Here is a 13,696-nt window from a genome sequence, read left to right as displayed (position 1 = left end):
CGGCGCTCCCCGATCCGCGCTCAGCGACCGGGGTCCGGCCAGGTCCAATCGGCGACCACCGGGATGTCCGCACCGTGTTCGCGCGTCCACTGGCGCGCGTTCCAGCGGGCGTCCACCATCTCCTGACGCAGGCCCGCGGCCGTCTCGCGCAGGGACGGCACGCGGTCGATGACGTCGGTGACCAGGTGGTAGCGGTCCAGGTCGTTGAGCATCACCATGTCGAAAGGCGTTGTGGTGGTGCCCTTCTCCTTGTAGCCGCGGACATGCAGCTCGGCGTGGTTGGTGCGGCGGTAGGTGAGCCGGTGGATCAGCCAGGGGTAGCCGTGGAAGGCGAAGACGACCGGTCGGTCCCGGGTGAAGATCGTGTCGAATTCGCTGTCCGGGAGTCCGTGCGGATGCTCGTTCTCGGGCAGCAGGCGCATCAGGTCCACCACGTTCACCACGCGAACCCGCAGCTCCGGCAGGCGATCTCGCAGAATCGCCGCGGCGGCCAGGGTTTCCAGCGTGGGTACGTCACCGGCGCAGGCCAACACCACGTCCGGGGTGCCGCCCGGGGTGTCGTTGTGGCCCGCCCACTCCCAGATGCCGACCCCGCGCGCGCAGTGCCGCGCCGCCTCGGGCACCGACAGCCACGATTCCTGCGGCTGCTTGCCCGCCACCACGACATTCACGTAATGCCGTGAGCGCAGGCAGTGGTCGTAGGTGGACAGCAGCGTATTGGCGTCCGGCGGCAGATACACCCGCACGATCTCGGGGCTCTTGTTCAGCACCACGTCCAGGAAGCCGGGATCCTGATGGGTGAAGCCGTTGTGGTCCTGCCGCCAGACATGGGACGACAGCAGGTAGTTCAGGCTCGGGATGGGCCGCCGCCACGGCACCTGCGCGCTGGCGTCCAGCCATTTGGCGTGCTGGTTGAACATGGCGTCGACAATGTGGATGAACGCCTCGTAGCAGGTGAACACCCCGTGCCTGCCGGTGAGCAGATAGCCCTCCAGCAGGCCCTGGCACATGTGCTCGGACAGCACCTCGATCACCCGGCCGGTGCGGTCCAGCTCGACGTCGAATTCGCCGATCTCGGCCTGCCAGTCGCGCCCGGTGACCTCCAGGATGTCCTGGAGCCGATTGCTTGCCAGCTCATCGGGCGCGAAGGTGAGGAAGTTGTCCGGATTGCGCCGGGTGACCTCGCGCAGCCAGCCGCCCAGCACCCGTGTCGCCTCGTGCTCGACCGCACCGGGCCGGGGCACCTCGACACCGAAGTCGCGCCAGTCGGGCAGATGCAGATCCCGCATCAGCATGCCGCCGTTGGCGACCGGATTGGCGCTCATGCGGCGGTCGCCGACGGGGGACTGCTCGATCAACTCCGGTGCCGGGCTGCCGTTCGCGTCGAACAGCTCCTCGGGGCGATAGGACTTCAGCCACTCGTCGAGGACCACGCGGTGGGCGTCGTCGTCCCTGGCCGCCGCCAGCGGCACCTGGTGTGCGCGGAAGGTGCCCTCCACCGGATCGCCGTCCACGATCGGCGGGCAGGTCCAGCCCTTCGGGGTGCGCAGCACGATCATGGGCCAGCTCGGCCGGGCGCCGTCGGAACCGCCCCGGGCGGCGCGCTGAATCCGCTCGATGCGGTCCAGGCAGGAGTCGGTGGCCGCCGCCATGGCCTGGTGCACGGCCGCCGGATCGTTGCCCGCCACCACGATCGGGTCGTACCCGTATCCCCGCAGCAGCGACAGCAGCTCCGATTCCGGGATCCGGGCGAGAATGGTGGGATTGGCGATCTTGTACTCATTGAGCGCCAGAATCGGGATCACGGCCCCGTCCCGGCCCGGATTGAGGAACTTGTTCGCATGCCAGCTGCCCGCCAGCGGCCCGGTCTCCGCCTCGCCGTCACCGATGACGCAGAACACCGTGAGTGTCGGATTGTCCAGTGCCGCACCGTAAGCGTGCAGCAGTGAATAGCCGAGCTCGCCACCCTCGTGGAAGGAGCCCGGCGTCTCGGGCGCGCAGTGGCTCGGCACCCCGCCCGGGAAGGAGAACTGGGCGAACAGGGCGCGCATACCGTCGGCATCGCGCGGAATATGGCTGTAGAGCTCGGAATACGTGCCCTCCAGCCAGCCGCAGGCATTCGGCCCCGGGCCGCCGTGGCCCGGCCCGGCCACGAAGACCGCGTCGAGATCGCGCTGGCGAATGGCCCGATTGGCATGCGCCCATACGAGATTCAGTCCGGGCACGGTGCCGAAGTGTCCGAGCAGCCGGGGTTTGACGTGCTCGGGCCGCAGCGGTTCGCGCAGCAGCGGATTGTCCATCAGATAGATCTGGCCGACCGCCAGATAGTTCGCCGCCCGCCACCAGGCGTCGATGGCGGTGAGCTCCGCACCCGACAGCGGGCCGGACGCCTCGCCGAGCCGATACGGTCGCGGCGCGACGGTGCGCCCGCCGCTGCTGTCGACATTGTCTGCCGAGGTGTCGCCGGTGGCGCCCTCGGCCCGGGCATGCTGAGCCATACGCCGACTCTCCTCACGCTCGTTCGTTTCGGACCACGTCGGATGGAGAATTCGACAACCACTCTACTGACCGGTCGTGACATCTCCCGATCATGGCCGTCGACCGGGCGCTCCGGCGCGGACATCCTCTACCGTTCGCCGGGTGCGGCGTCGGGAAGCGCGGTCGACGCCGCACACCCCATCGCCCGCACGCCAACTCTGGAGGATTCACTGTGCCGGTCGGCGGTGATCGTGAACAGTGCCAGAGTCGAGCCGGATCCCTGTGCCGCCCTTCGTCTTCGGCATAACGTTGGCCCCACACCGGATCGTGCGCCCGCCCCGCGGTGTAACCCTGCGAACCCCCACCGCCGGGCCGAGGCGCACCTATCCGCCGCTACCCACGTGCCGGGAGCCCATGGGGCCGAGCACCCCATCCGGCGCGTGGAGCTCTCAGTCGCGGCGGACGCGGCCGACCGGGGCGCGGCGAGGCACTCGCCCGACCCGGTCGGCTTTCGCGTAGCTCGGGACCGGTTGGGGCGCAATGCCGTTCGGGCGCAGGCGCAATGCCTCTCGATCGCAGGCGCGAGGCTTCTCGATCACCTGCGCAGCGCGGTGTCGGCGAGCTCGGTCCAGTCGGCGAGCACCTGCTTGCGCCGGGCCCGATCCCGGCCGACCATCTCGTCGAGGGTGGTGCCGCGCACCAGGTTGATGGTGAGCCAGAAGGCCGACTCCAGGCGGTCCCTGGTGATGCCGGAATCGATGCGGGCGGCGCAGGCGTCCAGCAGTTCGGTGGTGAGCTCGTGCTGTACCCGCAGCATTTCGCGGCGCAGTCCGCGATCGTTGGCGATGCCGACGTAGAGCTCCACCGCCGCGCGGCCCAGTTTGCCCGCGAAGGTCGCGGTCACCAGCTCGACCAGCACCGCACCGGCGCTCGCGCCCGTCAGCGACCGCAGGCGGCGCTGCATGGCCTCGCGCTGGCGCTGGGTGAGATGGCCGATGGCGTGGGCGAACAGCTCCTGGCGGGTGTGGAAGTGGTGCAGCTGCGCACCACGGGTCACCCCGGCGCGAGCGGTGATGTCGGCGATGGAGGCGCTGCCGTAGCCCACCTCGGCCAGGCTGTCGATCGCGGCGTCCAACAGCAGCGCGCGGGTGCGCAAACTCTTCTCCTGATGCTTGTTCGGAGGCAGCGATGAAACCATTCGCCCAGTCTAGACGCTTAAATTACGTGCTTCCTTGCACGTATTAAGGTGTCGGTCGTAATGTGTCGGCATGGCCGTCGACCGTATGCTGCCCACCCCGGAGGCCCGGGATCTGCTCGAGCTGACCCGCGATATCGCCGACAAGGTGCTGGAACCGCATGTCGTCGAGTTCGAGAGGGAGCAGCGCTACCCCGAGGAGGCGTTCCGCGCGCTCGGCGCGGCCGGGCTGCTCAGCCTGCCGTATCCCGAGGAGTTCGGCGGCGGCGCGCAACCGTACGAGGTGTACCTCCAGGTGCTGGAGGAACTGGCCGCGCGCTGGGCGGCGGTGGCGGTCGCGGTGAGCGTGCACAGCCTGTCCTGCCATCCGCTCTTCGCCTACGGCACCGACGGCCAGCGGGAACGCTGGCTGCCGGATATGCTGTCCGGCAATCTGATCGGCGCGTACAGCCTGTCCGAGGCGCATGCCGGATCCGATGCCGCGGCGCTGCGCTGCCGGGCCGTGGAGGTCGACGGCGGCTACCGGATCACCGGCACCAAGGCGTGGATCACCAATGGCGGCCGGGCCGATTACTACACCCTGTTCGCCCGCACGGGTGAGGGTTCCCGCGGCGTGTCCTGCTTCCTGGTGCCCGCCGACACCGCGGGCCTGACCTTCGGCAAGCCCGAGGAGAAGATGGGCCTGCGCGCCGTCCCCACCACCTCCGCCGCCTACGACGACGCCTTCCTGCCCGCCGAACGCCGCATCGGCGACCCCGGCCAGGGCCTGCCCATCGCCTTCAGCGCGCTGGATTCCGGCCGCCTCGGCATCGCTGCCGTGGCAACCGGCATCGCCCAGCGCGCCCTGGACGACGCCGTCGCCTACGCCCGGGACCGCGAAGCCTTCGGCCGCCGCATCATCGACCACCAGGGCCTCGGCTTCCTGCTCGCCGATATGGCCGCCGCCGTGGATTCCGCCCGCGCCACCTACCTCGACGCCGCCCGCCGCCGCGACGCCGGACTGCCGTACTCGCGGCAGGCCAGCGTCGCCAAACTGGTGGCCACCGACGCCGCCATGAAGGTGACCACCGACGCCGTCCAGGTCTTCGGCGGCTACGGCTACACCCAGGACTTCCCGGTGGAGCGCTATATGCGCGAAGCCAAGATCACCCAGATCTTCGAGGGCACCAACCAGATCCAGCGCCTGGTCATCGCCCGCGATCTGGCGGCGACGTAGCGGCCGCGCGCGTGCGACTACTTCAAATCGGCCAGATCCAGGCCGAGCATGGCCAGCAACTCCGTGCACTCGGCGGCGCTGCGCGCGTGGTCGGCGACCGTCTTCGCGGCTAGGGCGTTGCGCTCCAAGAGGGCCGCCTTCTCGGCGGCGCGGGCGTCGGCGAAACCGATCGCCGGGTTCGTGCAGGGCGTGCTGTGGGCCGCGGTCATGAAGGCTCCTTGCGGGTAGCCCCGACCGAAAACCTTGTGCCTGCGATCGAGGGCCGATACGCGATCACGATCCGCCGGGTGGCGGCCGACGAACGGGTTCGGCTGCCGCCGACGTTACCCGCTCGGCCGGTGCGGTACTCGATTACCCGATTACCGGCGCGTCAGCGACGCGGGCCGGGGCCGTCCGGCTCCGGGGAATCGGTGTCGCCGGGGCGGTCTTCGAACTGGTCATCATTGCTGCCGGCGCCCGCGTCGGAGCCGACTCTGCGCGGTTTGGCCATGCGCCGACCGCCCCGGGCCTGGCCTTCGGCATCGGCTCGCTTCCGCCGCGCCGCGCCGAAGTCGATCACGCTCCCGTCCTGCTCGGCACCCGCCGGATCCGGTTGCACGGTGGGCAGCCAGGCCGAGCCGGGCCCGGCCTGCCACCAACCCGTCTCCCGCTGCAATTCCGAGCGCAGCACGGGCCTGGTGGGTGCGGGATCGTAGACCGATCCGCCGCCTTCCGACCGCCATGTCTTGCGGGGGCGCTCGCCGGACTCCTCGGACATCCGCCGCGGTCGCCGCGGCAGCCGGACCGGCTTCCCCGCCTCCGACGCCCCGGACCCGGACGCCCCGGACTCGGCGGCCTTCATCCCCTCGAGTTTCCTGCGCAAATGCTCCACCGCGTCGAATCCCGGCTCCCCGGGCTCCGACGGGCGGCCCCGCCCCGGCACTTCCCGATCCGACATCGAACTAGCCACCGACAGGCGCTATGGCGCCCGCCCGCGCCCCGACCGCCGGCAACCCGAACCGACCTCTGATCTTCTTCCTGATCGCGTCACTCACGTTCGTATCCTCCCTCGGCACCACCGCGCCCGTTAGCCGCTCCGACCACCGCATACCGGAGCCAAGCCCGCACGCCGTCGCCACGTGACGAATCAACGATAACCCGACTCGGTCCGCGGGCTGGTCAACGCGGTTGTCGACGTCGGCGGGGCTCGCGCCCGCGCGCCGCCGCGACATTCCGCGTGGGCGCGGCAGCCCGTCCCGTGCGATACCGTTGTCTGGGGCCACGGCGGCTCCATCCCCGGCTTCCGCAGCTTCAACGGCATCACCCCCACCGGCCGCGCCGTCACCGTGATCTCCAACCTCCGCGCCGAAGACCCCGCGGTCACCGCCACTGCCCGAACCGTATTCGACACCGCCATCTGCGGGGCCGCCTGAACCACGGAACCCCCAGCGCGGCCGACGGTATCCGTGCTCCCCGAGACCACCCCGCGGCCGACTGCGACCTGCTGGATGCGCGCAACCAGTTCGATGAGTTGCTCACGATCGAGCTCGGCCACGCTGTGCTCTCCTGCGGCGGTGTCATCCGGATTGTGGCCCGGGTGGGCAGTCGGGGCTCAGCGCCCGTCGCGACCCCGCGTCAACGCGATGCGGGCCGCATGGATGGCGGGATGGTGGGCGGTCCCGCGGCGGTAGGCGATGTGGGTGCGGCGGCGGGTGGCGAGGGGCGTGAGGTGGATGGCCGCGGGCGGGGTGTGGATGGCGAGTTGGGGGATGAGCGCCACGCCCTGGCCCGCGGCCACCAGGGCGAGGACGGCGTCGAAATCGTCGGCGTGGTGGCGGATGTGGGGCGTGAATCCGGCGGCCTGGCAGGTGCGGATGGTCATGGTGTGGCAGAGGGTGCCGGGAGTGCCTGCGATCCAGGGGGTTTCGCGGTGGGTGGGCAGGGGTGCGGGGGAGAGGGCGGCGAGGTAGACGGTCTCCTCGAGCAGGGGTTCGGTGTCGAGCGCCGGGTCGGGGGCGACGGGGACGTAGTCGTATTCCTGGACCAGGGCGATGTCGAGGGTGTCGGTGCGCAGGGCACCCGGGGCCAGCGCCGGATCCAGTTCGGTGACCAGGAGTTCCAGTTCGGGGTGCGCGGTGCTCAGGGTGACCAGGGCGGGGGCGAGGATGGTGCGAATCGCGGTGGGGAAGACGCCGATCCGCAGTCGGCCGGTCAGTGCCGTACGGCCCGCCGCCAGTTCGGCGGTGGCCTGTTCGAGCACGGCCAGAATCGTCTCGGTGTGCTGGACCAGTCCGTGCGCGGCGGCGGTGAGCGTGACTCGGCGGCCGGTGCGCTCCAAGAGCGGAACTCCGGCTTCCCGTTCCAGCGCGGTCAGCTGCTGGGAGACGGCGGAGGGGGTGAAGTTCAATGCCGCCGCGACCGCCGCGATGGTCTCCCGGTGGGCCAGTTCGCGCAGCAGCCGCAGCTTGCGCACATCGAGCATCAGTTCAGCTTACGCTCTGATGAAGAAACGTGAACTGGACCTAACGAGCTTTGCCGGGGAGGCTCGTGCCATGACGCTCTCCGGACTCTTCGTGCCCCTGGTCACGCCGTTCACCGCCGACGACACCATTGCCGCCGACGCCCTGTCCGGGCTGGCGCATTCCGCCCTCGAACAGGGTGCGACCGGTCTCGTCGCCCTCGGCACCACGGCGGAGGCCGCGACCCTCACGGAGGCCGAACGCGAGCTCGTCGTCGATATCTGCACCCGGGTGTGCCGGGAGCACAACGCTCCGCTGATCGTCGGCGCGGGCACCAACTCCACCGCCGCCTCGCTGGCCGCCCTGGAGCGTCTCGGCTCCGGTATCACCGCCGCGCTGACCGTCGTTCCCTACTACATCCGCCCCACCGAGGCGGGCGTCCTCGCGCATTTCCGGCGGCTCGCCGAAACCAGTCCGGTGCCGCTGGTGGTCTACAACATTCCGTATCGCACCGGCCGCACCCTCGGCCCGGAGACGCTGCGAGCACTCGCCGCCGTCCCGAATATCGTCGGCATCAAACACGCCGTCGGCGCGATCGACGAGACCACCGTCGACCTGATGCGCACCCGCCCAGACGATTTCGCGGTGCTGGCGGGCGACGATCTCTTCGTCGCGCCCCTGCTCGCCCTGGGTGCGTCGGGTGCGATCACGGCGTCGGCCACGCTGGCCACCGACGCCTTCGCCGCGCTGGTCTCCACCTGGCGGCACGGGCCGCTCGACAAGGCTCGACACCTGGGCAACGCCCTGTCCGGCCTGTCCGCGGCCCTGTTCGCCGAACCCAACCCCACGGTCATCAAGGCGGTATTGGCCGCCCGAGGCCGCATCCCCACGGCCTCGGTCCGGCTTCCCTCGCTACCCGCCGCCGAGGAGAGCACGAGAGCGGCCCTTGCCGCCCTCGATGGCCTCGCCGCCGAGCTCTAATCGGTACAACTCGACGAATCAGCCCTGCTTGCGCCGACGCGTCAGTACTCCCGCCGCCCAGCCGACCGCGAACATGGCCGGCAGTACCAGCCACATACCACTGGGTCTGCCGCTGTCGTCCATGCCGTTGCTCCCGCTGTGGTCGTCCGGCCCGGAGGAGTACGGCTCCGACTTTGACACATGTGTGGCGTTCCCGGCCGCAGCCGCGCTCCCGGTGTGTCGAATTACTTCAGCGCGACACGGGCTCCGGCGGCTTCGAGCTTGAGTTTGGCGGTCTCGGCGGCGGTTTGGTCCACCTGCTCCAGGATTCGCGCCGGAGCGGACTCGACCAGATCCTTGGCCTCTTTGAGGCCGAGGCCCGGGATCACCTCCCGCATGGCCTTGATGACCTGAATCTTCTTGTCGCCGAAGGATTCCAGAACCAGATCGAATTCGGTCCGCTCCTCGGCCGCCTCGGCGGTGGGGGGCGCTTCGGTGGTGACGGCGGCGGCCGTGGGCACGGCGGCGGTCACCCCGAATTCGTCCTCGAACGCTGTGAGGAAGGCCGAAAGCTCCAGCAGCGTCATACCTTTGAAAACATCGAGCAGTTCGTCGATGGTCATCTTGGCCATAATCATTCCCCTACGAGGCCCGACCTGGAGATATCTCCAGGTTACGCGGCGCGCGGGGTGTTCTCGGGGCTCTTGCGCAGATCCTCGAGGAAGGCCCGGTGCGTGGCGCAGCGGTGCGCCGGGCCCGGGGTGACGAAGGCCGGATCCAGCCGTTGCGCGAAGGTCAGGTTGTCACGGCGCCAGCAATCGACGCATACCGGCTCGCCCATGTCGTCCTCCTCGGGCCGTTCGCGGAAATCCTGTGGGTCTCTTGATTCCCCGTTCCGAATCCGCTCAGTCCGCCGTACCCATTTGTTCCTCGGATTGTTACGCGGACGCGCCGGTCGGAGATCGTTTTATGCTCTCAGTTCAAAATGTGCCATTGACAAATGGCACATTTATGGATGATTCTCTAGCTATGACGAGAGCAAGGTCAACGGCGACCTGCGCATCGGCGGTTCCCGCCTCGGCCTCGCGACAAGCGCGGTTCGCGGCGACGGCGTCGGTGGTCGGGTTACGCCGGGTCAATGGACTGCTGCCGCGCAATCGCGTGGGCATCGAACTGGGACGCGGGCTGATCGCCGGGGTGATGGCCGCCTTCGGGCCGACGCTGCCGGGGACGCGCGTCACCCCGATCCGCGACGGCGCGGTGCGCGGCGAGTGGGTCCGGGCGGCCGGCGTCGCGCCCGGGCCGCGGGCGATCTACTACGTCCACGGCAGCGGCTACGTGGTGTGCTCGGCGCGCACCCATCGCGGGCTGGCGTCGCGGCTGTCGAAACTCACCGGACTGCCGGTCTTCCTGATCGACTACCGGCTCGCCCCCGAACACCGCTTCCCCGCGGCCGCCGACGATGTGGCGGCCGGATACCGCTGGCTGCTCGACCAGGGGCACCGCCCGGAGGATCTGGTGATCGGCGGCGACTCCGCGGGCGGACATCTGACGCTGGACCTACTGCTGCAGAACGCGGCGGGCGAATCGCCGCAACCCGCGGGCGCTTTCATGTACTCGCCGCTCATGGATCTCACCCTGGGCATGGCCGAGCGGCGCGACCGCGAGCTTCCCGACCCGATGGCCCCGGCGCGGACCGGCCGACGGCTCATCGAGCTGTATACCGAAGGGCAACGACCGGATTCGCCGCGTCTGCGGCTCACCGTGCCGCGCGGCGCGGCGCTGCCGCCGCTGCTGGTGCAGGCCAGCGCGGGGGAGATGCTCGCCGACGACGCCCGGCACCTGCACGAGATGGCCGTCGCGGCCGGGGTGCGCTGCGACTTGGAGCTCTGGCCCGGCCGCATCCATGTATTCCAAGCGCTGCCGCTGCTGGTTCCCGAAGCGACGCAGGCGCTTCGGCGCACCCGGGACTTCGTCGCGGGCGTGCTCGCCGAGGCGGCCGCCGACCGGATGAAAGTGGGCTGACATGTCGATTCTCGACGCGGTGCTGCCGGTGCTCGGCAGCCGACGATCGCACGGCGCGCGCGCCGTTGTCACCGGCGCGGGTAGCGGAATCGGCCGCGCCTTCGCCCTCGAGATCGCCGCGCGCGGTGGCGAAGTGGTGTGCGCGGATATCGACAAGGACCGCGCCGACGAGACGGTGCGGTTGATCGAGCACACCCACGGCCGCCCGGCCCACGCCATCTTCTGCGATGTCGCCCGCCGCGAGGACGTGGAGAGCCTGGCATCGCACACCGAGCTCATCTTCGGCGGCGCGCCGACCTTGGTGGTCAACAACGCCGGTGTCGGCATCGGGGGAAAGCCGGTGGGCGATATCGGTTTCGCCGACTGGGAGTGGGCACTCGGCATCAATCTGTGGGGCGTCGTGCACGGCTGCGAGGTCTTCGCGCCCCGGCTGCGCGCGGCCGGGCGCGGCGGCATCGTCAATGTCGCCTCCGCCGCCGGATTCGCGGCTGCCCCGGGCATGGCCGTCTACAACGTCTCCAAGGCCGGGGTGATGTCGCTGTCGGAGACCCTGGCGGCGGAACTGTCCGGCACCGACGTGGCGGTGACGGTGCTGTGCCCCACCTTCGTCAAGACGAATGTGGTGCGCGACGGTCGCATCGGCGCGCCCTCGGCCCGGCTGGCGGACGAACTCATGCGCCGGACCGGCTTCACCCCCGAGCGGGTCGCCCGCACCACCCTCGATGCCAACGACCGCGGTCGCCTCTATGTGCTGCCGCAGTGGGACGCCCACGCCGTCTGGCTGCTCAAGCGGACTTTTCCCGCCCTCTATACCCATGCCCTCGGTGTGTTGAATCGAGTTCTCCCGCAGGAAGATTCGTCTCATGCCGCACCGCTGGAACAGACAGGAGTCTGATATGTCCTTCGACTTCGACGCCATGTTGGCCAAAATCAAGTCCCGGCAGTGGGCGCTGGCCGACATCGACTGGGACGCACCGGGAGCCGAACTCATCGACCCCGAACTGCACGCCAAGCTGAAGCCCTTCATGGCCGACCTCATGTGGATCGAGAATGTCGGGGCGCGCGGTTTCGCGGCCATGGCCAAGAAGGCCCCGACCGATACGCTGAAGCAGATCTACCAGTACTTCCATGCCGAGGAGCAGCGGCACGCCAATGCCGAACTCGCGCTCATGCGCCGCTGGGGCATGCTCGACGGGGACGAGATCCCCGAGCCGAATATCAATGTCAAACTGGTGATCGAGTTCTTGGACTCCCACGCCGACGACATGTCGCTGTCGTTCCTCGGCACCGTCATCCCCATGCTCGAGGTGGCGCTGGACGGCGCGCTGATCAAATTCATCACCGACGAGATCACCGACCCGGTCGCGCAGGAGGTCTTCAAGAAGATCAATGCCGACGAATCCCGGCATCTGGCAACCGATTACGCGGTGATGGAGCTGCTCGGCCACACCACCGCCCGCAAACTCGCCATCGATCTGGTCGGCGGCTGGGCCAAACCCTCGTTCATCGTCGGCGTGCTCAGCTATGTGCCGCTGCTGAACAAGATGCGCGACAATATCGTCGCCATGGGGGTGGACGAGGAGAAGCTCTACGCGGCCATGCGGCGCTTCAAGGCGGTCGGCGAGCGCACCCCGATCGCCAATCGCGTGCCCATGTACCGCATCGTCAAGATGCACAGCGGCTGGGTGATCAACCGCGACCACCCCTACCACCTGTTCGCCGACGCCATGGTCAAGGTGACCGCGCGCATTCCGGACCGCTTCCTCCGGCCGCAGCCGACCTGGTCCAAGGAACTGACCTACGAGCCGGTCGCATGAGCGCGGGCCAGCCACTCGACGTGGCGATCATCGGCGCGGGCTTCGCGGGAATCGGCACCGCGATCCGCCTGCGGCAGAAGGGGATCACCGACTTCGCGCTGTTCGAGCGGGACACGCGGGTGGGCGGCACCTGGCGGGACAACACCTATCCCGGAGCGGCCTGCGATATCCCGTCGCGGCTGTACTCGTATGCCTTCGCGCCCAATCCGGACTGGTCGCACACCTACTCCGGCAGCGCGGAGATCCTCGCCTACATCGAATCCATGGTGGACGGGTTCGGCATCCGCCCCCATATTCGCTTCGGCCACACCGTGACCGGGTTGGAGTTCGACGAGGTGAGCGGACTCTGGGATATCGCCTTCGCGGACGGCCGCCGCACGGTGAAGGCGCGCAGCGTGGTCATCGCCTCCGGGCCGCTGTCCAATGCCAGCTTCCCGGACATCCCCGGTATCGAGGACTACGCGGGGCACAAGATCCACAGTGCCCGTTGGGATCACGACTACGACTTCACCGGCAAGAAGGTCGCCGTGGTCGGCACCGGCGCGAGCGCCGTGCAGATCGTTCCCGAACTCGTGGACCGGGCGGCGGCGGTGAAGGTCTTCCAGCGCACGCCCGGCTGGGTGCTGCCCCGGGCCAACCGGCGCACCAGCGATGCCACCCGGCAGCTGTACCGGCAGGCCCCCATCACCCAGAAGCTGGCACGCGACGCCTGGTTCTGGGGCCACGAGTCGGTGGCGCTGGGGGTGGTGTGGAATTCGCCGCTGACCCGGGTGGTGGAATCGGTCGCGCGGCTGCACCTGCGCGGCCAGGTGCGCGACCCGTGGTTGCGCCGACAGCTCACCCCGGACTTCCGGGCGGGCTGCAAACGCCTGCTGATCAGCAACGACTACTACCCGGCGCTGCAACGGGAGAACTGCAAACTCATCACCTGGCCGATCGCGCGGCTGTGCGAACACGGCATCCGCACCGCCGAGGGCATCGAGCACCGATTCGACTGCATCGTGTTCGCCACCGGCTTCGACGTCTCCAAGGCCGGGGCTCCCATCCCGGTCACCGGACGCGGTGGCCGCGTGCTCGGCGACGAATGGAGCAGGGGCGCATACGCGTTCAAGAGCGTCACGGTCGAGGGCTATCCGAACCTGTTCCTCACCTTCGGCCCGAACTCCGGCCCCGGCCACAATTCGGCGCTGGTGTACATGGAGGCGCAGATCGAGTACCTGACCGATGCCATCGGCATTCTGCTGGACCGCGATCTGCGCACGCTCGAGGTGCGTCGCGACCGGCAGGACCGCTACAACGCGCGCATCCAGCGCAGGCTGTCGGCCACCACCTGGAACTCCGGCTGCCGCAGCTGGTACCTCACCGAGGACGGCTTCAACGCCACCATGTATCCGGGCTTCGGCACCCAGTTCGTGCGCCAGCTGGCCCGGGTGGAACTTGACGACTACGTGCTCACCCCGCGCGACGCGGCACCCGCGAGTGCCGACCGTGGAATCGCCGTCTCCCTCGGCTAATGTCGTCTGCGAGCGTGACGCCCGTGCCGCCGACCGGCGTGGCACGGGCGGCG

The 13,696-nt window shown here is 69.4% G+C and carries 14 protein-coding genes; 6 read left to right on the top strand and 8 right to left on the bottom strand.

The annotated features are described in order from the left end of the window. Positions 1–20 precede the first annotated feature (20 nt). Complete coding sequence (locus QMO76_RS13100) at positions 21–2,498, bottom strand: phosphoketolase (protein WP_306361516.1); 2,478 nt, start codon at positions 2,496–2,498, stop codon at positions 21–23. Between the two features lie 575 nt (positions 2,499–3,073). After that, complete coding sequence (locus QMO76_RS13095) at positions 3,074–3,676, bottom strand: TetR/AcrR family transcriptional regulator (protein WP_306361515.1); 603 nt, start codon at positions 3,674–3,676, stop codon at positions 3,074–3,076. Positions 3,677–3,746: 70 nt separating this feature from the next. Here QMO76_RS13095 and QMO76_RS13090 point away from each other — a divergent pair, with 70 nt between their 5' ends. Continuing rightward, complete coding sequence (locus tag QMO76_RS13090) at positions 3,747–4,889, top strand: acyl-CoA dehydrogenase family protein (RefSeq protein WP_306361514.1); 1,143 nt, start codon at positions 3,747–3,749, stop codon at positions 4,887–4,889. Between the two features lie 17 nt (positions 4,890–4,906). Here the strand turns inward: QMO76_RS13090 and QMO76_RS13085 are convergent, their stop codons facing one another. From QMO76_RS13085 to QMO76_RS13075, 3 genes are all read right to left on the bottom strand, one after another. Continuing rightward, positions 4,907–5,098 (bottom strand): hypothetical protein, encoded by a 192-nt coding sequence (locus QMO76_RS13085; protein ID WP_306361513.1) that lies wholly within the window; start codon positions 5,096–5,098, stop codon positions 4,907–4,909. A 161-nt stretch (positions 5,099–5,259) separates the two neighbouring features. Beyond that, the gene (locus tag QMO76_RS13080) at positions 5,260–5,826 is read right to left on the bottom strand and encodes a hypothetical protein (protein WP_306361512.1); all 567 of its coding nucleotides are present in this window, start codon (positions 5,824–5,826) and stop codon (positions 5,260–5,262) included. Positions 5,827–6,480: 654 nt separating this feature from the next. After that, positions 6,481–7,350, bottom strand: a complete 870-nt coding sequence (locus tag QMO76_RS13075; RefSeq protein WP_306361511.1) for a LysR family transcriptional regulator — start codon at positions 7,348–7,350, stop codon at positions 6,481–6,483. A gap of 19 nt (positions 7,351–7,369) precedes the next feature. On the opposite strand from QMO76_RS13075, the gene dapA reads away from it, so the two are divergent. Next, a complete protein-coding gene (gene dapA / locus QMO76_RS13070; protein WP_306361510.1) occupies positions 7,370–8,308 on the top strand; it encodes a 4-hydroxy-tetrahydrodipicolinate synthase in 939 nt (312 codons plus the stop codon). Positions 8,309–8,326: 18 nt separating this feature from the next. Here dapA and QMO76_RS13065 read toward each other — a convergent pair whose 3' ends face one another. The 3 genes from QMO76_RS13065 to QMO76_RS13055 are packed head-to-tail and all read right to left on the bottom strand — an operon-like array spanning position 8,327 to position 9,128. Next, positions 8,327–8,488, bottom strand: a complete 162-nt coding sequence (locus tag QMO76_RS13065; RefSeq protein ID WP_306361509.1) for a hypothetical protein — start codon at positions 8,486–8,488, stop codon at positions 8,327–8,329. 44 nt (positions 8,489–8,532) lie between these two features. Next, positions 8,533–8,919, bottom strand: a complete 387-nt coding sequence (gene rplL / locus QMO76_RS13060; RefSeq protein ID WP_306361508.1) for a 50S ribosomal protein L7/L12 — start codon at positions 8,917–8,919, stop codon at positions 8,533–8,535. Between the two features lie 41 nt (positions 8,920–8,960). Then, a complete protein-coding gene (locus QMO76_RS13055) occupies positions 8,961–9,128 on the bottom strand; it encodes a hypothetical protein (RefSeq protein WP_306361507.1) in 168 nt (55 codons plus the stop codon). Positions 9,129–9,316: 188 nt separating this feature from the next. Here QMO76_RS13055 and QMO76_RS13050 point away from each other — a divergent pair, with 188 nt between their 5' ends. The 4 genes from QMO76_RS13050 to QMO76_RS13035 are packed head-to-tail and all read left to right on the top strand — an operon-like array spanning position 9,317 to position 13,643. Then, the gene (locus tag QMO76_RS13050) at positions 9,317–10,312 is read left to right on the top strand and encodes an alpha/beta hydrolase (protein WP_306361506.1); all 996 of its coding nucleotides are present in this window, start codon (positions 9,317–9,319) and stop codon (positions 10,310–10,312) included. 1 nt (position 10,313) lies between these two features. Next, positions 10,314–11,207, top strand: a complete 894-nt coding sequence (locus QMO76_RS13045) for an SDR family oxidoreductase (RefSeq protein WP_306361505.1) — start codon at positions 10,314–10,316, stop codon at positions 11,205–11,207. 1 nt (position 11,208) lies between these two features. Then, positions 11,209–12,129 (top strand): ferritin-like domain-containing protein, encoded by a 921-nt coding sequence (locus QMO76_RS13040; protein WP_306361504.1) that lies wholly within the window; start codon positions 11,209–11,211, stop codon positions 12,127–12,129. Next, complete coding sequence (locus QMO76_RS13035; RefSeq protein WP_306361503.1) at positions 12,126–13,643, top strand: NAD(P)/FAD-dependent oxidoreductase; 1,518 nt, start codon at positions 12,126–12,128, stop codon at positions 13,641–13,643. Before QMO76_RS13040 ends, QMO76_RS13035 begins: the two co-directional genes overlap by 4 nt. The last annotated feature ends 53 nt before the right edge of the window (positions 13,644–13,696 follow it).

Source organism: Nocardia sp. CC227C, from assembly GCF_030767025.1.
Taxonomy (GTDB): Bacteria; Actinomycetota; Actinomycetes; order Mycobacteriales; family Mycobacteriaceae; genus Nocardia.
The sequence above is the reverse complement of the archived record's forward strand: the minus strand, read 5'-3'. Positions and strand labels throughout refer to the sequence as shown.